General features: G+C 58.0%; 21 protein-coding genes and 2 pseudogenes. 7 read left to right on the top strand and 16 right to left on the bottom strand.

Translation table 11 applies throughout. The features are described from left to right. Positions 1-181: 181 nt before the first annotated feature. A complete protein-coding gene (locus AB7008_RS10700; protein ID WP_441258794.1) occupies positions 182-1402 on the top strand; it encodes a tyrosine-type recombinase/integrase in 1221 nt (406 codons plus the stop codon). Continuing rightward, positions 1402-2022 (top strand): tyrosine-type recombinase/integrase, encoded by a 621-nt coding sequence (locus AB7008_RS10695; RefSeq protein ID WP_014497735.1) that lies wholly within the window; start codon positions 1402-1404, stop codon positions 2020-2022. Before AB7008_RS10700 ends, AB7008_RS10695 begins: the two co-directional genes overlap by 1 nt. 354 nt (positions 2023-2376) lie before the next feature. On the opposite strand, the gene AB7008_RS10690 is transcribed toward AB7008_RS10695, so the two are convergent. The 7 genes from AB7008_RS10690 to AB7008_RS10660 all read right to left on the bottom strand — a co-directional run bounded on the left by AB7008_RS10690 (position 2377) and on the right by AB7008_RS10660 (position 9402). Further along, on the bottom strand, positions 2377-2544 hold the full coding sequence (locus tag AB7008_RS10690) for a hypothetical protein (RefSeq protein ID WP_155256178.1): 168 nt from the start codon (positions 2542-2544) through the stop codon (positions 2377-2379). A 406-nt stretch (positions 2545-2950) separates the two neighbouring features. Beyond that, positions 2951-4084 (bottom strand): aminotransferase-like domain-containing protein, encoded by a 1134-nt coding sequence (locus tag AB7008_RS10685; RefSeq protein WP_011084930.1) that lies wholly within the window; start codon positions 4082-4084, stop codon positions 2951-2953. A gap of 19 nt (positions 4085-4103) precedes the next feature. Then, positions 4104-5681, bottom strand: a complete 1578-nt coding sequence (locus tag AB7008_RS10680; protein WP_014497736.1) for a class I tRNA ligase family protein — start codon at positions 5679-5681, stop codon at positions 4104-4106. Between the two features lies 1 nt (position 5682). Then, entirely contained in the window at positions 5683-6012 is a 330-nt protein-coding gene (locus AB7008_RS10675; RefSeq protein ID WP_011084928.1) for a cupin domain-containing protein, read from the bottom strand. A gap of 24 nt (positions 6013-6036) precedes the next feature. Beyond that, positions 6037-6816, bottom strand: coding sequence for a phytanoyl-CoA dioxygenase family protein (locus tag AB7008_RS10670; protein WP_038937241.1), 780 nt, complete (start codon positions 6814-6816; stop codon positions 6037-6039). Continuing rightward, on the bottom strand, positions 6782-8086 hold the full coding sequence (locus tag AB7008_RS10665) for an MFS transporter (protein WP_011084926.1): 1305 nt from the start codon (positions 8084-8086) through the stop codon (positions 6782-6784). Before AB7008_RS10665 ends, AB7008_RS10670 begins: the two co-directional genes overlap by 35 nt. Next, entirely contained in the window at positions 8083-9402 is a 1320-nt protein-coding gene (locus tag AB7008_RS10660) for a lysine N(6)-hydroxylase/L-ornithine N(5)-oxygenase family protein (RefSeq protein WP_202801489.1), read from the bottom strand. The genes AB7008_RS10665 and AB7008_RS10660 overlap by 4 nt, the downstream gene beginning before the upstream one ends. A gap of 352 nt (positions 9403-9754) precedes the next feature. Here AB7008_RS10660 and AB7008_RS10655 point away from each other — a divergent pair, with 352 nt between their 5' ends. After that, on the top strand, positions 9755-9958 hold the full coding sequence (locus tag AB7008_RS10655) for a hypothetical protein (protein ID WP_014497739.1): 204 nt from the start codon (positions 9755-9757) through the stop codon (positions 9956-9958). Here AB7008_RS10655 and AB7008_RS10650 read toward each other — a convergent pair. Beyond that, positions 9946-10905: pseudogene (locus AB7008_RS10650) on the bottom strand (type IV secretory system conjugative DNA transfer family protein); the annotation flags it as partial. The gene AB7008_RS10655 and the pseudogene AB7008_RS10650 sit on opposite strands and share 13 nt — an antisense overlap. Positions 10906-10952: 47 nt before the next feature. Continuing rightward, positions 10953-11171 carry a hypothetical protein gene (locus AB7008_RS10645; RefSeq protein ID WP_162130951.1) on the bottom strand — a complete coding sequence of 73 codons (219 nt, stop codon included), beginning with the start codon at positions 11169-11171 and terminating at the stop codon, positions 10953-10955. A gap of 25 nt (positions 11172-11196) precedes the next feature. Here AB7008_RS10645 and AB7008_RS10640 point away from each other — a divergent pair, with 25 nt between their 5' ends. Then, positions 11197-11631: a hypothetical protein gene (locus AB7008_RS10640; RefSeq protein WP_223153694.1), complete on the top strand. Its 435-nt coding sequence runs from the start codon at positions 11197-11199 to the stop codon at positions 11629-11631. 235 nt (positions 11632-11866) lie between these two features. Here AB7008_RS10640 and AB7008_RS10635 read toward each other — a convergent pair whose 3' ends face one another. Then, entirely contained in the window at positions 11867-12151 is a 285-nt protein-coding gene (locus AB7008_RS10635) for a hypothetical protein (RefSeq protein WP_011084921.1), read from the bottom strand. A gap of 861 nt (positions 12152-13012) precedes the next feature. Between AB7008_RS10635 and AB7008_RS10630 the strand changes: the two genes are divergently transcribed. Continuing rightward, complete coding sequence (locus AB7008_RS10630) at positions 13013-13930, top strand: TauD/TfdA dioxygenase family protein (RefSeq protein ID WP_011084919.1); 918 nt, start codon at positions 13013-13015, stop codon at positions 13928-13930. 909 nt (positions 13931-14839) lie between these two features. On the opposite strand, the gene AB7008_RS10625 is transcribed toward AB7008_RS10630, so the two are convergent. The 4 genes and pseudogenes from AB7008_RS10625 to AB7008_RS10610 all read right to left on the bottom strand — a co-directional run bounded on the left by AB7008_RS10625 (position 14840) and on the right by AB7008_RS10610 (position 17220). Next, entirely contained in the window at positions 14840-15622 is a 783-nt protein-coding gene (locus AB7008_RS10625) for a hypothetical protein (RefSeq protein ID WP_011084918.1), read from the bottom strand. Further along, positions 15619-16206: a S1 family peptidase gene (locus AB7008_RS10620; RefSeq protein WP_011084917.1), complete on the bottom strand. Its 588-nt coding sequence runs from the start codon at positions 16204-16206 to the stop codon at positions 15619-15621. Before AB7008_RS10620 ends, AB7008_RS10625 begins: the two co-directional genes overlap by 4 nt. 145 nt (positions 16207-16351) lie before the next feature. Beyond that, positions 16352-16498, bottom strand: a pseudogene (locus tag AB7008_RS10615) (M12 family metallopeptidase); the annotation flags it as partial. 203 nt (positions 16499-16701) lie between these two features. Next, complete coding sequence (locus tag AB7008_RS10610) at positions 16702-17220, bottom strand: hypothetical protein (RefSeq protein WP_011084916.1); 519 nt, start codon at positions 17218-17220, stop codon at positions 16702-16704. Between the two features lie 1256 nt (positions 17221-18476). Between AB7008_RS10610 and AB7008_RS10605 the strand changes: the two genes are divergently transcribed. Continuing rightward, positions 18477-18683 (top strand): cold-shock protein, encoded by a 207-nt coding sequence (locus AB7008_RS10605; RefSeq protein WP_011084914.1) that lies wholly within the window; start codon positions 18477-18479, stop codon positions 18681-18683. A 294-nt stretch (positions 18684-18977) separates the two neighbouring features. On the opposite strand, the gene AB7008_RS10600 is transcribed toward AB7008_RS10605, so the two are convergent. Continuing rightward, complete coding sequence (locus AB7008_RS10600) at positions 18978-19508, bottom strand: gamma-glutamylcyclotransferase (RefSeq protein ID WP_011084913.1); 531 nt, start codon at positions 19506-19508, stop codon at positions 18978-18980. Positions 19509-19553: 45 nt separating this feature from the next. Further along, on the bottom strand, positions 19554-19910 hold the full coding sequence (locus AB7008_RS10595; protein WP_223153695.1) for a hypothetical protein: 357 nt from the start codon (positions 19908-19910) through the stop codon (positions 19554-19556). A gap of 567 nt (positions 19911-20477) precedes the next feature. Between AB7008_RS10595 and AB7008_RS10590 the strand changes: the two genes are divergently transcribed. Beyond that, positions 20478-21607 (top strand): IS3-like element ISRj2 family transposase gene (locus AB7008_RS10590; RefSeq protein WP_109866565.1). Its coding sequence is split into 2 segments (ribosomal slippage): positions 20478-20730 and positions 20730-21607, totalling 1131 coding nucleotides; the frame shifts between segments, so codons are not numbered across the junction. The last annotated feature ends 261 nt before the right edge of the window (positions 21608-21868 follow it).

Below are 21868 nucleotides of genomic sequence, written 5' to 3'. Positions count from 1 at the left end.
GTCGCGACGCGGCCGGTCGACTTTCGTAATTATGCGGAGCCCACGATTATGCGGAGTGTGCGGCCGTTCAATCCGAGACCCGCTTCGTTATCAACAGTTTAGTTCCTGCTGCCCTCTTTCTCACTCAGCATAATCTGAGGCCTTTCTTCCTGCCTTGATGGCAACGAAAGGGAGACAAGGAATGGCCAAGTCGAGTGAGGATCACTGCCACGGGCTGCGCTGCATGGACGCAGGCGATCTCGACCCGCTGGTGACGGAGTTCACACGACACCTGACGGTGTTGGGGCATAAGAGCTTGACGGTGAGCGGCTATGACGCTGCAGCCCGTCACCTCGCGCAATGGCTGACGCTGGCCAAGATCGCAGTCGCTGATATCGATGATGGCGTCGCCGATCGGTTCGCTCGGCATCGCTGTCGATGCCCCGGCATCCGTCGCGAGAGGAGCGTGTCCGCGAAGTACGTGAGGCGGGTACGCCGGTTCATCGAGTTTCTCGGCGAGCGCGGAATCGTCCAGCGCAAGCCGAAGCCCGCATTACCGACGCCCCACCGCCGGGTGGTCGAGTTCCAGGACTGCGTCACAGAGCTGACAATAGATCGGCACGGTCGCATGGTCATGCGGCTGCTCCCGGCGCTTGGCATCAGGCCGCGAAGTTGGAATGCTCAGCTCATTCGCGACGTGATCATTGCAGAGACGAAGCGGGTCTCGCTGGCCTATGTGAAGACGATGACGATGGCGCTGAGAGGATATTTGCGGTTCCTCAGCGCACGGGGGTTGTGCCGAGCTGGACTCGATCAGGCTGTGCCAATCATTCCGCAGTGGCGACTGTCGTCGCTGCCGCGATACATCCGCTCGTCGGATGTCGAGACGTTGATTGCAACGTGCGATCAGACCACGGCGACTGGCGTGCGTGATCGGGCGATCCTGCTGCTGTTGGCACGACTGGGCTTGCGGGCCGGCGACATTCTCTCTCTTCGTCTCACCGATGTTGATTGGCAACAGGCGACACTGTCGGTTCGTGGCAAGGGGCGGCGGGAGACGAGATTACCATTGCCGCAAGACGCCGGGGATACCTTGCTCGCTTATCTGGATCAGGCCCGGCCGCACGTCGCCGATGTTCGAATCTTCTTCATGTCGAATGCACCAATCCGGCCGCTGACAGGTTCGAGCGCAGTCTCTGATGTTGTGCGTAGTGCAATACGAAAGGCCGGTATCCCCGTTCCGTCGAATGGGGCCAACCTGCTTCGGCATTCGGCCGCGACGGCCATGCTCCGGGGCGGCGCGACGCTCGACACGGTTGGCGCCGTACTGCGCCACCGCTCACCGGACATGACCGCACACTACGCCAAAGTCGACGTGACGATGCTGCTGCAGATCGCGCAGCCCTGGCCGGGAGATGCGTGATGCTGAGTCGATATCTTGCCAAATATGTGGACCAGCAGCAGTCGCTGGGGTTCAAGTTCCGTGTCCAGCAAATCCTGCTGAGGGGCTACGTCAGCTTCGCCGAGGAGTGCGGCGACCGGCACATCAGAAGTGCCCGGGTCCTGGCATGGGCCGCACGTGCGCCGTCACCGGAGCAGCGCCGCAACCGGTTGCTTACCGTGCGGCGGTTCGCGCTGGCGATGCACGCCGAGAATCCGCGCCATCAGGTTCCGGCGGCGGATGCACTCGGCCACGCTGTCGTCAAGAGGCGACCGCCGTATATCTATAGTGCGGACGAGATCGCACGATTGCTTCGTGCTGCGGCGGCACTCCGGCCAGCGGGCTCGATCAGACCGACCATGTATGCAACGCTCTTCGGCCTGCTCACCGCTACTGGCATGCGGATCGCAGAAGCATTGGCGCTGCAGATCGACGATGTAACTGCCGATGGGCTCGTCGTCCGACAGACCAAGTTCCAGAAGAGCCGGCTGTTGCCACTTCACGCAACAGCTCGGCTGGCGCTCGACAGATATCTGGTCACCCGGCGGTCGCTAGACTACTTCTTCCTGCCCCCCGCTTTGGTCCCAGCGATTTCTCGATAGAGCCAAAGCAAGCCATGGGGCACGACACGGCGGCAATAGGCTTCCGCCGGCTTCCCTCCGCTTCGACGCCTATCAAGGCGGAGAGGGCGTCGCGCATCTTGACGATTGAGATGTCGGGCCGGCCTTGCGCAATAGGCGGCATGCGCGGTATCGGCGAGCAACCCGATCGGCATGGCTCGCGGCGATGGTAACTTGTCAAGCTTTGCCGCCTCGACCTGAGCACGTTCGAACCACTGCTTCGCCGACGCCCAGTCGCCGAGCGTCGCAGCGTTTATGCCTGCCTCGCGGGCGATATGGCTTCGGTTGCGTCTTGTCCGCCGGCTTCCGCAGCGGCAGTCAGCAGCGGGAGCGCCGCTACATGATCGCGTCTGCGCCAGTGGATCTTGGCACGCGCGCGCGAAAGCGAATGTCGAAGCCGAATTTGTCTTCAGCTTGCATCAGACAGGCAAGTGCTTGCTCGGCGTCGTCGCCATTCTCGTTGATGCAAATCGCCTGCGCAATTGCACAGCGTGTCGCGAGCATAGGCGGCGCTGGATCGGTATATAGATACGTTCGTCTGGGGCGGGCTGAAACGTACCACATAGGAGGCTACGCCTATGGCCTCTACGGCACACCCGATTGGAAGCAGAACAGGGAAAGCAGCGATCCCAGCCCAAAGGGCCGCCTGCATATCTGGCGGGCTTATGACTATCCGCACATCTTCGCGATGTATTTGGCCATGCCCGCATACATTTCTTCGCAGCTTCGGGCGAGTGACGGGCAGGTCGGTTAGGGGCGCACCAAGGCGACCTTGCCGGCCGGCAACAAAGCAGGACAGCGACTTGTTGTGTCCTCGCGAGCTCGCCCCCTTCAGAAGTGTCGTCGCTAGGAGCTGGACGTGCGACGCCGTCCCAGATCGGAAAACTCTGCTGAAACACACCACGCGCGTCTAGAGGTTAGCATGCAAGTGACTTAAGCGCTCCAGCCCCTGCTCAATGAGAGATATTGGAAGATAGCTGAAACACAGGCGCATGTGACGGCCACTTCCTGGGCCATAGTTGCGACCATTTACAAGGTGCACGCCGTGCAAGCGGCTTGCAGCTTCAATAAACCTCTCCGGATCCGTACCCGGGGTAAGCCGCACCCAGAACGAGAAGCCCCCGCTTGGCACGCTATATCCCAGGTCGCAAATCCGGCTACGCTGCAATAAGCTATGTACGCTGTCTCGCTTCGCTCGGTAGTGCTCGCGCAAGCGTGTTATGTGCGAGTCAAGAGCGCTCGATTGCAACAACCCCAAAACGATGTTACTTAGGACCGGACTTACGCCGCCGTCGCGTTTGAGGTGCGCAAGCCTGTTGATGATGTCCGACTCCGCAAGCACCCAACCTAACCGTAGCCCCGGTCCGGCAACTTTTGAGATGCTATGGACATTGATCACGTTATTGCCTGGCGCCACCCAATGCGCTGGACCGTTGTAGGGTAACTCAGCATAGACAAGGTCCTGCACCAAGAGAGCGCCACTGCGGGCTAGCAGTGCCGCCAATTTGGCCACATAGTCGCGCGACATCTGGCGACCGGTTGGATTATGAAATGCTGGCATCGTGTAGAAAAGCTTCACCCGGGCATTGGTCTGCAGTATTGCCTCGACTTCGTTTAGATCGACTCCCTCTGCGGCTAGACCTAGCTGGACCACGGTTGCACCCGCGATCGAAAACGTACGCAGTGCACCCAAGTAGGAGGGGTCCTCCATCAGGACCACGTCACCGGGGTCAATCCAGCCATCGGCAAGCAGTTGTAAGGCCTGTGAAGCTCCACCCGTAAGCATAACTTGGTCATGCCGCACACCGTACCTCAGTGCGAGCTTTGTACGGAGTTCGGGCAAACCCGCCGCATCCGTATACTGCGGCAGATCGGCGAGAGCCACACCTGTACCTCCGTCAAACGCGACTGGCCACGGCAGTTCTGCAAACATGACCGGGTCAGCCAGGGCGTAGCCGAAATTGATACCATGCTTCGCACTTGAGGAGTTGAACGGCGCGAAACCTTGAGCGATAGCGCTGCGTTTTGAGATGCGGGAATTCATGGCTTCGTCATTCGGATCGTCATGATTGCGAAATCTGTTCTTTGCCAAAGCGCTTATTGTACTCCGCGGCAAAGTTCGCAGGTATCGGCGTGCTGAAACAGGGAAAGTCGACCGACGTCTTTGGCTGGGCTGCTACGGCCGAAGTCTCGAGGGACGGCCGCCACGCACCGCCAAAGTAATGCTGGCCGTAGCCCATCGCTAGCTCAGGTACTACGGGATAGAGGAGGCTCAGGAACAGCGAGATCTGCGCAGCATTCCATGTCCAATCGTCTGCATGTGCAAAGCCAGCTAGCTCGAAGCACCTGTCGATGATATCAAGCGCATCCCAGAAACGCAGTGCGGTGACCGCATCGGCGTAATCTTCAGCGAAGCGGCGGAAATTCGGGGAGAGTTCGGTGCTCTCTACTGTACGTGCGCTTTCTGCACACCGCCGTAACGCATCTTCCCAGACCCGAATGCGTGACGCTGCCGAGACGAGTCCGTCGAGACTAAAATCGTTTGCGTCGGTTCCAAAGGGCTTGGCCACTCGCGCCAGCGCATAACGGAGTACGTTTGGTCCCACGTCACCCGCCACTTCATCGCCCCAAAGAGCATGATCACGACTGGTGGAAAACTTTTCGCCTTTCAGCTTGTAGAAATCCTGGACTGAGTGATTTTTGGGAATTGGGTAGCCGCGCGCGAGCAGAGCGCCGGCCACACCTAGCGTGTAATAGAAACGATTATCCTGCCCCATGAAGAAAAGAATCTCGGTGTTCTGGTCGTGCAACGCCGCGTTTGCGTCCAGACCGGCGCGGGCGCATTGCTCGCGAATTCCGGTGTCGAAGCACCAGAGGCCCTCAAACCATGTAAGCAGCGTTTGGCCGATCAGAGAGTCAGGCTGTTTTACTTCCACGCCGTGCCTGAAATGGCGGGTCATCGGCAAGCCGCGCACCTCCCGGAGTAGCCAAGCGCGCGCCTTGGCCCGTATCGGCTCGGGCCATACGCTTTCTCCAATGGCTTCGTGCAGTGAGTGAGCGAGACGTGGCATGTCGAACACGGCCTGCGTGATGGGTCTTAGCACAAGATTGCAGCCGCAGGTGACGTGCCGGGCGTCACGGATTGTGTCGTGCTGAAGAGCCAGCCCGCAGTTCTCACACAGGTTGCTGTCGCAAGGCGATGAGCAAGCCGGGCAACGGCCAGTTGCGAGCGAGTCCGCAGCGAACTCATCGCAATGTTCGCAATACAGTTGGACGCCCTGCCGTACGTCGACGTAGCCGGCCGCCTGCAGCTCGCGGAATATCGCTAGAGCATTTCCCTTGTGAATCGCGCTGGACGTGCGCACGAACACATCGGGCGTAATTTGCACCGCGCGCAAACACTCTAAGATCTTGTGAACGTATCCTTCTGCGACCTCGCTAAAGGATCGGCCGAGCTTTCGTGCCGTTTCGAGCGTATATGTGCCGTGCTCGTCTGAGCCCGTGATGTAGTAGGCCCGATGGCCGGCCATGCGTTGAAAGCGGACGAAAATATCAGCGGGCAAATACACGCCGCCGATGTGACCCAGATGTAGCTTGCCGTTAGGGCAAGGCGGCGCGGGACAGATAAAATAAGTGCGCACGTCAATCCCACCAGATCGAGATAAACTTGAGAGCGCTATCTTGGCTGATATTGCGGATAGTATGCCTCTGATGTGGCGCCATGTAACACAAGCTCGTTTCGCTAACATTACGGACCTGACCGTCGACTTCGAATTCTCCACGACCAGAGATCAGCAGCCACAGTTCGTGCTCCTGATGATCGTGCGGGTCGACCGCATCGCCTGGAGCGAGCTCCGCGACTGATGCGCCAAATGCTGGGCTGAGACCCTCCGGGAGATGCTCCAAGAGGCGCCAGACCAGAGCGCCGTATTCGGTTCGCATCAGAGAATGATCGGGCCGCGTCGTGTACATGTTGGTCTTCCTCAGACGTGGCTATCAGTTGCGATAGAATATGCCATTGGGACGCTTTAGGTTCTCAAGATCTGCCACAGCTTCTTCTGGTGGGTTGTACGCACGCTTCATGCGGTTGTATTCGGTGCGTGTTGGCCCCTCAGTGGATGCGCGCTGGAACACCAAGTGAATCGCACGACGCGACCGATCGCTCTTGTTTGGCAAGGAGTAATGGGGCGCATAATCGTCAAAAATGAAAACATCCCCAGCTTGCAATCGCACCGGCTCCCATGCGAAGGCCTCGGCGATCTCCGGGTGAATCACGCCACCCGCATCCATCGGAAACATTCCTTCCTTATGGCGAGCTGGCGTGAAGAAGAGCCCACCGTTGCCCGGGCCGGAGTCGTCCACGGCGATGGATGCAATTGCGTGCACCATGCGTTCGGGTATCTTGTGCGGGACATGATAGATGTCCTGATGAGGGCGGTACCCGCCGCTGTCCGGATACTTGAAGATCAGAAGTTCCTTCAACATCCGTGTCTTCTCATTCAAGAGTGTCTCGACCGCTATACGAATGCGGCCATCGGCCAGGAGCGCGTCCCGTAGAGGGGCATGGTAGTCTAAGAAGTTCTCGGCCTTGGAAATAATTTTTCTGCTGTCACTCGTCTTCTCGAACCACAACATCCACTTGTCGGAGCTTACATCCCAACGTGCAACTTCCTCAACGTAACGAGAAATCTTGTCGCGCTTGGCTGGATCGAAGAACTTCTCCAATCGAAGGTATCCATCCTTATTCCATTTCGATTGTTGCGCCTCGGTCAGCATGTGTGAGCTCCTTCCTAAAATGAGACGGATCAGATGTGCTTTGGCCGAGGCGGGTTGCTAGCACCGCATTAAGAGCGGTCGCGCTCAATAGGCTAAGCAACATCACGTCAGGGCCGAATCCACGGACCAACTGCCCTCCGACCATAGGAAAGCCGAAGAGCCCGAGAAAGTATGCGAGGGTAAATATCTGCGATGTAGTGGGCACGGAGACGCCGTGCTCACCGGCGAGATTGACGGCTATCGTATTCAAGGTTGAATAACTTAACCCATAGCCGGCGGCAAAGAGGACAGAGGCCGCAATATAGAGTGATGTGCTGCCATCGTTGAAAAGGAACAGCACCAGAGACGCAGCGGTCAGTAGGATGAGCGTGAGTGCCAGTCGGCGTAACGGCAGGCTGCCCATGAGGTGAGCGACAGAGAAGCGTAGTATCACGCTCGTAGCAGTGAAAAAGAGAAAGAACAGATCGGAATTCAGGTGACGTGAGGCGGAATACGCGCTCTGATATGTGGACAGCCCCGCGAACACGCAGCCTGAAATCGCAATCATGGCGATGGGGAGTGCTGTGCACTTCTGAAGGAGTGTCGTAGTCGCGGCCAGAGTAATTGCGATATCTGGCATAGCCAGTGCCGATAGCCTCGACGTCGCGTGTCTTGTAAGGTCTACGCAGGCGGCGGCGATCACGCACGCAATCGCAAGCACCGCATAAATCGTGGCCAGCGAACCAGTGTATTTTGCGAGCAAGTGACCAAGTGGAGCTGCCAGGCCGAGCCCAGCCATTTGTGATCCGGATAAGACCGTCAAATACTGAATACGTGCTGAGGGCCGTAGATGGCGGATGATCTGCAGCGGTGCCAAAATGAAGAACACTGACCAGGCAGCGCCCACCAGCAAGCCTCCACCGTACGCAGCTCGCGTATCGAGGGCAGCGCCGGCAAAGGCAAGCATGGCTAACGCCATAAACAAGGATGCGACAGTCAACGTGGGCAATAGGCCTATCCGCTTTGCCAGCCACCCTGCCAAGCAACAGGAAACGAGAGTGGTAGCCATGCCGCTGGAAATGATAAGACCAGCGGCTTGACCATCCGTTTCGAGCGCATGCATGTAGTCCGGCAATAGAAAGCTAGTGCCGTAAGCTGCTGCAATGACAATGGAGGCAATCAAAAATGGTACAAAGGCGCGGTAGTCGAGCGTGCCTGAAAGCTGATCGGCGGGGTTGGCCGTTCCATCCGCAATCCGGCCCCGCAGCGGTGAGGTCGAGCCGCCGTTCATGTGCCACCCGATACCTGTCGGGTCGATCGCATCGCCACCACACCGGCGTCTCGTTCAGACGCGTCCGAAGTTGCGTAAACCTGAATCATCTGCCTACCGGATGTATTCAAATAGAACGGTCGGCCGAGGAGGCTATTGATAATTTGGCTGTTACGGTACGCGACCAAAGATAGATTGGCGCTCTGCAATCCGTGCTGCACGCGGCTTTGATTTTGTAGATATATTGGTCCTGGCACGGGCCGACCGAAGCGGACTGCATAGTCCGGGCCAAGTACTGGCAGGCCATCTTCCATACATGCTCCCTCGAGCAGGGCCTCCAAGAAGGGCGGCGTACGCGGCTGGAAACCAGTAGCAAGCACTATACGATCGACTAGAATGCAGCTATTTCGCTGCGTTGCGATCTCATCTAGATCTACTCGCCAACCCATTTTGTGGGAGGTGATGCCTTTCACGACTACGCTGGGCAACACACGAAAACGGTCGGACAGCGTGCCATCCACGCTGCGTTCGTACAGCATTTCATATAAGCGGTTGCACAAGTCGACGGAAATGCCATCGCTCGTAAGCATCTCGCCCTCGACTATATCGCGGCGTTGCTGAAGCGGTAGAGCGTGAAAGCGACGGCTATACGCGGGCGTATAAGCTTCATTCACGAAGCTGTTGTCGTCGATGGCAAAAAAGTTCGAACGCGACGTTGACCACGTGATCTGGGTGGATACAGAACGAGTAAGAATGTCCTCGGTAATCTCAGCGCCACTCTGACCGCCTCCCACAACGAGCACATGCTCGGCTGCTTGCGGTAGCGGCCGCTCGAGATAGTCAGCTGCATGGTAGAGAGTGCCACATAGCAAAGATCTGGCACAGGCGGGGATTTTGGGCTCTACGCCAACACCAACAACAACAGCGCGCGCTAAGTATGTGGTTGTATTCGTGCTGATGCGGTAGCCGTCCCTAAAGGGAATAACATCATTGACGACCTCGGAAAAGCGCAGCGTCTTGAGTCGCCCTGCGACCCACCGGTAGTACTCAATAAACTCCTGCCGCGATGTTGAAGCATTGCGCTTGTTGACAAAGCTGTAGAGCCGACCATGCAGCGCCAAATAGTTGAGGAATGAATATGGACTAGTAGGATCGACCAGGGTCACGCAATCCTTAAGCGGCGACACCTGTAGGCGGCTGTTCGGCAGCGCAAGGCCCGGATGCCAGACAAGTGCGTCTCGCTTCTCCAGGAAAAGTGCGCGGAGCGGAGTAGGTTCAATAAGCGCTGCAAGACTGAGGTTAAATGGGCCGATCCCAATTCCGATGACATCCAGCATTTCCACAGAAGCCTCCTTGAACTCGTGTAAGTTCTTGTCGTTGGCGCTCGCGTAAATTCTGTCCGGGTCTGGGTACGTCGATTGATTACTGAAGCACGTTTGTGTGACTTGGGATGGGGCAGCGGCTTGGCCTGTAGCCGCGGCAGTGGTCCGTCTGCTCAATAGCAACCGCCGTGCCACCCACAAAATCTCGACTGCGCCTTGTTGGACGAGAAGAACATGCCCACCTACGGCATTTCGTGCGGAATCGCCCCGGCAGCTCTTGTCGGATTTACGACATTGCGGCGGCAATCGGACATACACATGCGGAATTCGGAGCGCGCGGATCCATGGCTGAAAACCAACACCGTGAGTGCTCGTCTACGCCGACGTCGTCTTGATGAACCTTCAGTATGCACCTGCGTTGCTCCAAAAAGGCGAGACGCCGGCGGCCGCCCCGCAAGAGATGCTTCGCATTTTTGAGACCATTACCTCCGAGCATGATGTCGGGTTGTTCCGCCGTTTCGAAATTATGCGCTACCGGCATGTCAAGCGCGGTATCCCGATTCGGACGTGACAGTTGTCGAGGATCGAGTGTTGGGCCCATATGCCTTCTCGATCTGGTCCAGCGACTGAGCGATCAGGAAACTCTTGATGCCGTAGCCGGCCATGAACGCCAGCGCGGACTGGAAGAAATCGAGCCGCCGAGCGCCGGGAATTCGTCAAGCATCAGGAGAAAGCGGCGTCGGCCGGCCTTGGCCTGCAGATCTTCCGTCAAGCGGCGGCCGAGCTGATTGAGAATCAGACGGATGAGTGGCTTGGTGCGGTTGATGTCCGAGGGCGGCACGACAAGGTAAAGCGTGGTTGGCCGATCCCCGCCGACGATGTCGATAATCCGCCAGTCGCGGCGCCGTGTCACCTCCGTCACGACGGGGTCTCGGTGGAGGCCCAGGAACGACATCGCGATACTCAGGACGCCCAGCGTTCGTTACCGCATTTGTTCAGCAGCTGGCGGGCAGCGGAAGCGACGACGGGATGGACGCCGCCTTCGCTGAGATGCGCCGTTCGCATCATCGCGGCGAACGTCGTCTCGATCGGCCGCTTCGGATCGGACAGGAAGGCTGCGACGCCGGCGTGGGTTTTGTTTCCTCGGGATAGAGGACGTGGAGGATGGCACCAACCAGGAGGGCGTGGCTGGTCTTCTCCCAGTAGTTCGGCTCCTCCAGGCTACCCTCCTGGTCGACCAGGATGTCGGCGATGTTCTGGACGTCGCGCACCTCCCACTCGCCGCGGCGGACCTCGAGCAACGGGTTATAGGCCGACGATTTTGCATTGGTCGGATCGAAGAGAAGGACGCGACCGCGCTGGCTACGGAAGCCAGCGGTGAGCTGTCAGTTCTCGTCCTTGACGAACGATCGCCGAGCCCGGCCAGGTCGGGAGCGAAGGGATAACGAGGCCGACACCCTTGCCCGATCTCGTGGGAACGAAGAACAGGACATACTCCCGCCCATCATGGCGAAGATATCTAACGATGCACGCGATTGCGGATCCCCAGCGCGAGCTTTTCTACGTCAAATTTCTGCGATGAAGTAGGGCAGCATGATGGGCAGCGCTTCCGCGCGCCGGTAACGCCCTATGTTCGATCGGGATATCTCCTCCAGGTCGTGACGAGCTCTTCGTCGGGCGGCATCGGCGACGCCGGTGATGATATCGGCGAGCAGATCCGGATCTTGCGGAGCGAAGTGCGTGCCCCCTTCCGCGACAAGCAACGCGAGCCAGCCCCATTGCATCTTTAAGCAAGCCACGCAGGACAAGGTGCGCCCGGAAGGCGACGGCCTCGCGGACCCCGACGGCTTTACCTGCCTCTGCGCCAGTTTCTTCATCTGGGCGAGCGGCTTCACGCGGGATGGCGATGTCATCGGCGTGCACATGTTAACCTTTGCGAATGACGGCGCCTCGCGCATGTCGGCGCGCGAACTTCAAAGGCAGACAGACATGGACCTTCGCAAGTTCGACGGCTTCCTTGCCCGGATGGGCATGCCCTCGCCGATCCGTGCGCAGACCTGGGCGACGCCGCCCGAGGAGATGTTCGGCCTGACCCCCGCGGAGATCGCCACCATGACGCGGGAGACCGCCTTCGCTCGCATGCGGGAAGCGAATTGTCGATCCGGCGCGGCCCGTTGGCGCGCTGGGAGCCGCTCTCCCCTTCCAACGATGCCTCACGATCGCCATGCGATCAGCCAACGCTGATGACGATGATGCGCCTCGGCGCGGCGCGCTATCTTGGGAAACTCGACAGTTAGATCGGTTCCCTCGGCACATGACTGGTCGCCGTCGATGCGGCAGCAGCGGACTGAAGGACGGCTTACGCCCTACTGTCCGAGGGGTTTGGACGCTCACAATCAATATCGCGAGTAAGCTAGGTCACATTGTCCGCGTACGGAAAGAACACTACCGATCCGGCGACACTCTGTGAGTTGGGTCTTCATCGATATTTCTGCTCGGTCTCTCTTGGATAGCGCCGGATAACATTTTGGCGTTCCTGACTACGTCTGCGAAAAATCTTCGTAGATATCGAGTTCTTCATTGATTTTGCCCCGAGCTTGCGGCCGGCCTCGTCGAGGTAGAGCTGATTGATCAGGCCGCCGTTGTGGATCAGAAACTCACGCGAAGCCTTCATTTCAACGTCGGTCGCGACAAGATCGGGCTTGAGCTGGATCGAAAGCACTTCCGCCGTCTTCGCCAGATACTCGGATGGATTACCGAACATCAGATCCTGGCACCGCAGGGCGATATAGGCTTCTTCTCCAAATAGCGGTACAGCGCCAAGGCGTCTTCTTCGACGACGCCAATGTGGCCGCGGAGAAGCACTTGCTCGAAAACCATTTCCACAACCAGCTCAGGGCCAGGCTACTTGGCTGCGAGGCGATCACCCAGCTCGTGCGCAGACCGCCATTGCCCCGCGCGAATACCTCAACAGCAAGGGCGAGCTTTCCCGCAAGATGCAGGATGACGCACCGTCGCGTGGAATCTCACGACTGGTGTCTATTACAAAGCGGGCGAGAAGCCGTGGTCTCTTGCCGACATCCGGGATGGCGTCTGCTACACAGGCCTCGTCTTCAAGCGTACAAACAACCCGGTCGAAGCGAAGGAGGCGTGCTGTGGCGCGCAGATGTTCCCTCATACCGGCGAAGGCATCGAACGCCGCGGCTGCGAAGACCGCCCCCGTCAATGGCCCGAACCTCGGCCGGCGTTCTCCGGACGCTGCCGTTCTATCGACGTTTTGCGGCGAGGAACGGGCAGCTCTTAGGGGACCTCTTATCGCTTCGGTGTCAGTGACCGTGCATTCGAACAGATTCCTATTCATCGGGCAGCGGACGCAAGAGCAAACGCTCAGCGAAATACAACGCTTTCGCCGCGGTCAACTACCACTGCTAGCAATTGATCGAACTAGGGATTTGTTCAATATTCGATGAAGCGGATGCTGCGGTAACCTTTTCGAAGTCGCGTGAGTTCAACGGGAGCCACTCGCTACCCATAGATGATGACGGATCCAGCTAGCGGTCGCCGCTCGCGCTGGTCTGCCTGGTCGAGCGGATAGTGTGGCCTAGGGGCTACGCAAGATGGGACCATGACTGCAATGATCTTGTCGGACAATGTCATTCCTCGCGCCGATGTCATTAAACGCGCAGTGCGCATCGGCGCAGAAATCCGAAATGTCAAACTGTCAGGCGATTTACCGGAGCAGACGATTGCCTCGATCAATGGGCTGCTTTTGGAGCACAAGGTCATCTTCTTTCGCGGCCAGCTCCACCTCGATGATGCGGAGCAGGAGAGCTTTGCCATTCGTTTCGGAGAGTTGACACCTCATCCAACGCTCGGTGCGATCAAGGGAACAGCGTCGATCATCGAGCTTGATTCCACCCGTGCAGGTAGCCGGGCGGATCTCTGGCACACTGATGGAACCTTCGTCGATGCCTACCCTAAGATCGCCGTGCTGCGAGGCATTGTGATGCCACCTTTCGGTGGCGATACGGTCTGGTCAAACACCGCCTCGGCCTACCTCGACCTAGCGCCGCCGCTCCAAGGGCTTGCAGACAGGCTATGGGCCGTTCACAGTAATGCCTTTGACTACGCAATACTTGCCCGCGTCAGCGAGCTCGACAAGAAGCACTTGGACGAAGTCTTCACTAAAACAATCTATCGGACTGAGCATCCCGTTGTGCGCGTGCACCCGGAGACTGGCGAACGCACGCTCGTGCTCGGCGCTCTGGTGCAAAACTTCGTTGGCCTGCCGAAATACGATGGCCAGAAGCTGTTCGATTTGTTTCAGTCTCATATCACTGCGCTCGAAAACACTGTGCGTTGGAGTTGGAGGGATGGTGATGTAGCGATCTGGGACAATCGCGCTACACAACATTATGCAGTGAATGACTACGGCGACCAACATCGCCTCGTTCATCGCGCAACCGTCGCCGGTGAGGTGCCAGTCAGCATCGATGGTCGGAGTAGCGTAACGCGCATAACGGGCGACCACCAAGCTGTCTAGATAAGCGACAACATTGACTACGACACGCACAATGGAAACTCTGCGGTTGTGCGCTCAATCGCTCTCTGCAATATTCGGCAGCTAGGTTCCCGTCGCAGTCAAAATATGAACCCGATGCGGCGCCTCTCAACTTGAAAAGCAACAACTGTTCTTCACAGGCCGCAAGAGGTTCAGCAGCTGCTCGTAGCGGTACAATAATCATTAGAGCGGCCGGGGAGTGTTCTCGTCGGCAGATGCTGAGTCTCGATCGGCCACATGGCCGGGGGCCTTTCCAGGAATGCTCCGCTCGTACGTTTTTGAGCAATCCCATACGATCTGTCCTTTCTTGGGGTAATGGCCGCGACATTATAGCTGGTTAGCACCGCGCTTTATCGTGCCTTACAACGCTAAGGAAGTTGGGATGCAATATGGATCTGCCTGCACCAGCATGCGTGAGGGATCTACCGTCTCGCCATCCGCAACAGTTTACTCTTACACCGATCGGTTCCTCCTCATGAACGCGGCTGGCGCACTTTCCCGCGCATCCTCAAAGCCGCAGCCCAAGGTCTCAGCGCCCAGTGACCACCCATCGTCTCGGAAGAGTTCTGGCGCAGACGCGCCTGCTTCCCTCGGCTCGGTCGGAGGAACGTCTAGCTGGTTATTGCCCGTTACGACCGTATCTGAGAGAGGCGGCTCAATTTATCGAAGATGAGGTCATCCACCTCTACAAGCACCACAGTGGCCGCCTCGCGTCTTATGGCGGTCCGCAAATGGCGTGCAGTGTTAAGCGTGAATTGCGGTTCCTCGATCAATAAGACTGACTTGTTGACCACAACGTCGGACCCGGTAGTGCTCTTGTCGGGAGGTGCCTCCTCGCTCGCCTCGCCGGCGGTGGGCCGCCACGTCCGATAACCATGATAGCGCCGAAAATCATGGTAATAGCCGGGGTCGTAGCGATAGCCATATCCCCTGAACGCGCTCACATGTTTCTGTGGTGCTTTGTGGATATGCGGCTTCGCCGGCTGCGAAGCAGGACCCTGGTGGGCGCAACCGGCCGCAAGCGCGCAGAAGAGGACAACGAGTATCGCCTGAACCTGCCGGAAAGCGGGGCCGAGCCGATGCAGCCCGTTGGAAGCGCAGGCCGGTAAGGAAAGCATGACCATCGATCGGCACCTGCGTCGCAAGGATCTGGGAAACGTTGACAGTGGCGCCGAGCCATCCGCGGTATCTGTCGACGGCAGGTCCGCTCGTGAGCTTGTAGGTGAAGCGAGCCTGCGCGCCGGTATCGTTGACCGCACAAGCGATATTGCTGGCGCCGTTTCCGGTCTCGACGTGCCACGTGCACCCTGCAATGCGATAGCCGGGCTCTGCAGGGAACGTCTCGGCATAGTCTGCAGTATGCTCTGCAAAGACGACGGGGTGGTCGTCCTTGGTTTTATCCACCGTATAGGAGCGCTCGATCTGCTTCGGTTCGTCAAGCTGTGATACCGGCACGTTCACGATAAGGCGGCGGTCTTCGGGCAGTATCGTGTGGATCGCTCCGGCAAGAATTTCGGGGATCTTCACCCCAGCGTTGGCTTGGGTCTGCACATGCGTGGAGTTCAGCTTGCTCCAGTTCTCAAAGAAGATCGTCGTGTCAACCCATTTCGTCCAGCAGACAGAGGGTTGTGGTAGGGCTGCGATCATGCTGTAGAGCGGGCTTGCGGTGATCACGGTCGCTGGAATGATGAAGTTGACACCGGAAACCTGCGCCTCGTTCCACTTGACGATGCCGCCACGCCGAACTCGTTGAATGCAGGTCCGCCGCTGTTGCCGACATTCATGATTGTGTCGGTCTGCCGTCGGCCGTTCGGGCTCGTCTGGCTGCTGATCAGACCGCTCGAAATGCTCAGATCCAGATCGAGAGGATAACCTAGCAAATAGATCGGGGCCTGCTGGTTGTCGTTGATCACAGGCATCGGGCAACGAGAGGCGCCACGGCTATTGCCGGCGGACTGCGACAGCTCCAGAAGAGCCAGGTCCCTGGCATCGTCGCGATGAACCGCAGTGACCTTGATGGGATTCGCATTGCGCGACCCGAGGCGGGCATTGACGTCGAAGCTCTTGTAGTTCTCCTCGCGTCCGATCACATGGCTGTTGGTCAGCACGAGGCTGTCGCCGATGAGCAGCCCGGAGCCGCCGCCGACTTCCTGCTTGTCGTTGTACATCACGCCAACGTACTGGACGTGAACCGTCCTGACATTGTAGCGCGCAGCAATCTGCACCGCCGCGCGATCGGCCAGCGCGGGCGCGCCCATGGATAGTAAGAGACCGAGTGTCGGGAGGGATAGAATTTCCTGACGGCGGCGATATCGAGTGGGCTGAGTTGTCCTTTCCGTTCCATGCTGGATTACAATAGTTCATTATTGAATCGAGATCGTATTGGGTGACCTTATAATCGCCGACCGAGCCGGAAGCTTTTTCGTTACGGCACGCCTCCGGCGCATCGTCGCGGTTCTGTTCATGCGTAAAACCGAGGGCATGTCCGAATTCGTGGACAGCGACAACGCGAATGCAGAACTCGCGCCGATCTCGGAGCCTTTGCTCCAATGATTGAAGCTGAAATTGAGAGTCATGCCTGACGGCTTGCGGTCGAGATACTCCACCCTCCTGTATACTGGCACCAAAACCAACCTTTGGACCCCCAGTATGGGTTGCTGGCAGTGCGTGGACGCGGGCAGACCGGGATCAGACGCACAGCCGACAAGCTTCAGGCGGAATTGGTTGAGGCGGAGATCCCCCAAGCGCTTCCGTCAATGCTGGCCAGATCCTGGCTCAGGGATCAGCGGCGCGCCGCCAACGGAAATTGGCCCTTCTGGCTTAGAGGGCTGGACCGCTCTTTTCGCCAGCTTCGAAGCTGATTGGGCTGCAGGCGGAGAAGAGACTGGCGGCGCAGACGCAGCAGCGAGTGAACTCTGCAAGGATTCGATCTTCGCGGTCAACGCTTCGATTTGGTCCGTCATCCGCTTCAAATCGGCTTGCTGCGCACCGATATTGCGATTGAGTTCTGCGATTACATCGCTCGCCCGTTGTTGCTCGGATCGAACCTCCAGCAGAGCTTCCCTAACCTCAGGTGACAAGCCATGCATCGGCGCGGGCCCAAGCACTTGCGACCTCGCCAAAATTGTCTCCATGTTAGTCCAAACACAGGCTGCCGCGGCACACAAACCAAAGAAGACCAAGAGGACGAGAATCCAAGACGAGCGCCGGGAGGATTTGTGCAAAATGCGCGGTAACTCCGAGGCGTTCGCCTCAGCAACCACATCCATCATTCTCAGCTGCCATTCCCAAATTTTGACGCCTCTCGTTCACGCAATAATGGGCATCAGTCAAGAGCTGCGGGCGAGGTACGATACTGAGCGCAAGCTCGCCGGAAGTCCCGCTATCGCTGTCGGCAATCGCCTTTCGCGTTTTTAGATCGGACTTTCGACCGAGCAGCTTACCGACCGATCATGGCTCGGGTCCGGCTGCTTAGGCCGACAGGCTAGCGGATGCAGGGCCGTGAAGCTGAAGCGGCGTCGAGATCCAGCATGAACTCGCCCATATGCGCCGCAATCCTTTGCTAAACGGGGGATAAGAGCAGGCAACGTCACCTCAGATTGTACCAGGCTCGACATCCGAATTACGATTTTGGCGAACACCTTTGGGGCATCCATTCGCGTTCGTATGGACGCGGCGACACTAGATCGAACACTCGTCCTCGAAACCTGTCTCTTTGAGAGGCGCAAACTCCGTTTTGCCAAGCTTTGGGCTGTCCATGATCAGGCCGGTTCGACGCTTGACAGCCCGACAGCCTTGCAGGAACGAGCGAGGAATAGAATCAAAGGGCCTCCCCAGCTCGACAAGGACGGTCTACATTTGCGTCCCAATCTGCCGGATCCGCATCAGCATTTGTTTTGAGGTTCTTGTTTTAAAGTGGAGCGCGGGGTCCGGCAGGTGCCGCTAAGATTTGCGGCTTTGGTGCTACCGCGTTTGGTTGGAGAAAGTGAGTTTTCAGGTCTCGATACTTAGGATTCTCGCCGGCCAACCGGAGGGCCGGGCGAGCCTTGCCGTCCTCAAGGATTACCTGGCGGTGTTCTACACCAGCGGTCCGGAGTGGACGGATCGTACGAAGCGATTGGCGGCGCAGACGCCGGATCTCAATATTTTCGGACAAGGGCTGGTTACGCGGGAACCCGGACAATGGATCATAACGGACAAAGGGCGGGCCTTTCTTGCTCTTCTGGAACAGAAGAGCGTACCTGACTCTCAGGAGCGAACGCTCGAAGGCATGGTTGAGAAACCCCTTGCAAGTAGGCTTCCCGCGCTTGCGCCGGGCCGACAAGACCACAGTGCCAGTCGCCGGCACCTCCGCCGGAAGCCGCTGAGGGCGCGCGATGGGCGTTCCAGCTAGCCCCTCCCTAAGCTCACGCCCGGCGACGATGTTGCTCCATATCGTGCCGGAGCAACATTGCATACCCCGCGCACCGGCTTGATGCCCTTCGCAAACCATACTTAGATCGCTGTTGTTTGAGATGGAGACATTGTAGTGGCAACCGGTATTGTGAAGTGGTTCAGCGCGACAAAGGGTTATGGATTTATCAAGCCCGATGATGGCGAAGCCGACGTATTCGTGCACATCAGGTCAGTCGAGAAGGCCGGATACACCTCCCTTGCTGAGGGGGCCCGGATCAGCTTCGAGCGCAAGACCGGCAGCTCCGGCAAAGTGTCCGCAGACAATCTGCGTATAGGATAGCCTTCTTTCGCGACGAGGGGAGACATGGTTCTCTAAGGACCAAGCCACCACGATTCGAGACGGATGGTAATCGACGCAAGCAATTGAGATATCGTCACTAAATCAACGTAGAAATATTTCTGTGCTAGCATTTGTGCTAAATCAGCGACTTAGACCTGCCTGAATGTGATAGATGTCACACTTTGAGGCAGCATTCTTGACGAGGCCCCAGCCGGGACGGATGGTCTGCTATCGCCTCGCTACCGAGCTCATCTGCCGGAGCTATACCCTCTCCCATACCCTCAAAGGCAAATCCTAGCCCCGGAGAGCCTGCACTGCTTGCCATAGCTCGGTAACGGCCGGATCTTCTAAACCCACATCGTGCAGGCCTTCAAAATTCCTCCTCACATAATCCAGTGCACTGCCACTAGTGCCTCGGGCCTTGAGGATCATCTCTGCCTTCTTGGCAGTGCTTATCGTCGAACCGAGCGGGTTTACTCCCTCATAGATGTATACCTTGGCGTCTACCGAGCGCCCGTCGGCCAACAGCACCTGCAGATCTGTCGGATCACACGCTTCTCTTTTTCGCAGAGCACGTAAGAGGACCGGTATTTTGTCATTGTCCGGAAACTCAAAAGCGGCTCCCTCACAGCTGGCCCCATCAAACGGCTCCAGATTCAGCGTGATGCCAGGGTTCTCTTTGGTCCCCCAGTTAACCACTGACTTCTTATTGAAGGTTCGACGATAGCCACGAAGCGTTGCGCGCTGAGACCCCACGCAGCCGAACTCGGACTGCCATCCATCAAAGGTGAGAGACCCGAAGCCAAAGACCCAGACCACGATCACGCCTCCATCTGGGCCAAGGTTTGCTCGAACAGCATACTCACCAGTCTAGTCCCGATAGGGCGTGCAAAGGTCGGAGGCTAGCTGATCAGACACGCCTGTAACCCGCTTCTGGATAAACTCCGGAGTGAAATCCTGAAACCTATCGCTATTCGCTCGCAGCTTAATGATCGCCTCAGGGTCAATCTTCAGAAGTTCCTCCACATAGCCCAACACCTTCACATAAGAAGGGGCGTTCACGTGCCTTGGCCCAACCAGGTTTGCAAACAGGGTGGCAATTCCCTCCTCAATGTTAAGGGCGGCGCCACCCCCGTTCGGGGTAAGGAGGTGCACTATTTCCTGAGACAGTTCGAAACGCGCTTGCTCTTCATTCGACTGACAAGTGTCGCTCAGATGAATCACCACGCATCTGCTTTCCTGCGAGTACTGCGGAAACCAAACACCAGGGCGAGGGCCTCCCACCTCAATTCCAAGGATCGTCCAGCTCCGATCACGCGTGCCGAATTGCCTCTCTGCCTGATTCAACCAATCCCCCAGTAAAGTTGTGAGGGTGTATGTCCAGCGCTTAGACTCCTCCTGCCAAGTCCTAACGAATCCAACCGTCGGCGACGTAAGCATCTATTCAGCCTCCCTTTTAGGGAACCCTACGCTAAAGCTCCGCAGCGGCCAACAGAGATACCCCTCAATCTGCGCACGCACTTGGGACGAAAGGCCGGACTTTACCCACTCGCTCAAACCGAAGCCCCACTCGTAACTCCCGATGCCTTCCTCTTCGCTTTCGCCCTTAGGATGGGAACAGGCGACACGATGGTTATCGTTTTCGATGCCCTAGTCATTGCGACATAGAGATCATTTATTTCCAATCTTTCAGGCGCAACGATGACAGAGCTGGCCCCGCAAATTCGGACAGTAGCTTGAGTGGGTTTTCTGCCTGACAGCGGCGAGGATTCTTGCTGCGAATCAGGAGCGAAGATGACGAAGAAGAGCCGCCGGACGCATTCTCCGGCATTCAAGGCGAAGGTTGCTTTGGCTGCGGTCAAAGGAGACAAGACACTGGCGGAGCTGGCGCAACTGTTTGATGTTCATCCGAACCAGATCACGATCTGGAAAAACCAGCTCCTGGAAGGCGCCGCCGGCGTGTTTGGGCATGACAAGACATCGGCCGAGACGCCGGTCGATTTGAAGGCGTTACATGCCAAGATCGGCGAGCTGGCGTTGGAAAACGATTTTTTGTCCGGCGCGCTCACCAAGGCGGGCCTGCTGAGCGCAAAGCGATGATCGACCGCGGTCATGATCTTTCTATCGTGCGCCAGGCGAAGGTCCTGAAGCTGGCTCGCAGCACGGTCTACTATGAACCTCGGCCAGTTTCGGCCGAGGACCTTGCCTTGATGCGTCGGCTCGATGAGCTGCATCTCGATTATCCCTTCGCGGGAGCGCGTATGCTGCGATCGTTGCTGCGGCGGGAGGGGGTATACGCCGGTCGCCGCCACATCGCGACGCTGATGAAGCGCATGGGGATCGAGGCGGTCTATCGTCGCCCGAACACGAGCAAGCCGGCTCCGGGTCACAAGATCTACCCGTACCTGTTGCGCGGATTGAAGATCGAGCGGCCCGACCATGCGTGGGCAATGGACATCACCTACATTCCGATGCGGCGTGGCTTCGTCTATCTCGCGGCGGTCGTCGATGTGTTCAGCCGACGGGTCCTGGCCCATCGCGTCTCGATCACAATGGAGGCGGCCTTCTGCGTCGAAGCGGTCCAGGAGGCGTTGGCGAAGCACGGCAGGCCCGCGATTTTCAACACGGACCAGGGCAGCCAGTTCACCAGCCTCGAGTTCACCGATGTGCTGCTGGACGCGAAGATCGCCATCAGCATGGACGGCAAGGGCGCCTGGCGCGACAACGTGTTTGTCGAGCGGCTCTGGCGCACGGTCAAATACGAAGAAGTTTATCTCCGCGCCTACGACAGCGTGTCCGAGGCGCGAGCGTCAATTGCCAAGTATCTGGCCTTCTACAATCAGGGACGCCCTCACTCGAGCCTTGACGGGCGCACGCCCGACGAGGCTTACTTCGGCACGCAAGCTATGGTGATGGCCGCATGACCGTCGCCGACGATTTTGTCGTCGCTCTGGTCGGGCTACGCCCTCCCGACGCAACGACAAAATCGTAAAGCCCCGCGTTCAGCATAACCCGGCAGGAATCCACTTAAATCCAGCGGGGCGCTGTCCAAACAACCGGGGCCAGCTCTGACGCTATAGATCTTGCAATTGCTTCAAAGGCAAGATCACCATCTAAATACTCCCGACGTTCAGCTGAGAAGTTCGAAGTATCCCACCCTCGCGAATGCCGATTATTGATCGCCT

The organism is Bradyrhizobium sp. 521_C7_N1_3 (assembly GCF_052075975.1).
Taxonomy (GTDB): Bacteria; Pseudomonadota; Alphaproteobacteria; order Rhizobiales; family Xanthobacteraceae; genus Bradyrhizobium; species Bradyrhizobium japonicum.
The sequence above is the reverse complement of the archived record's forward strand: the minus strand, read 5'-3'. Positions and strand labels throughout refer to the sequence as shown.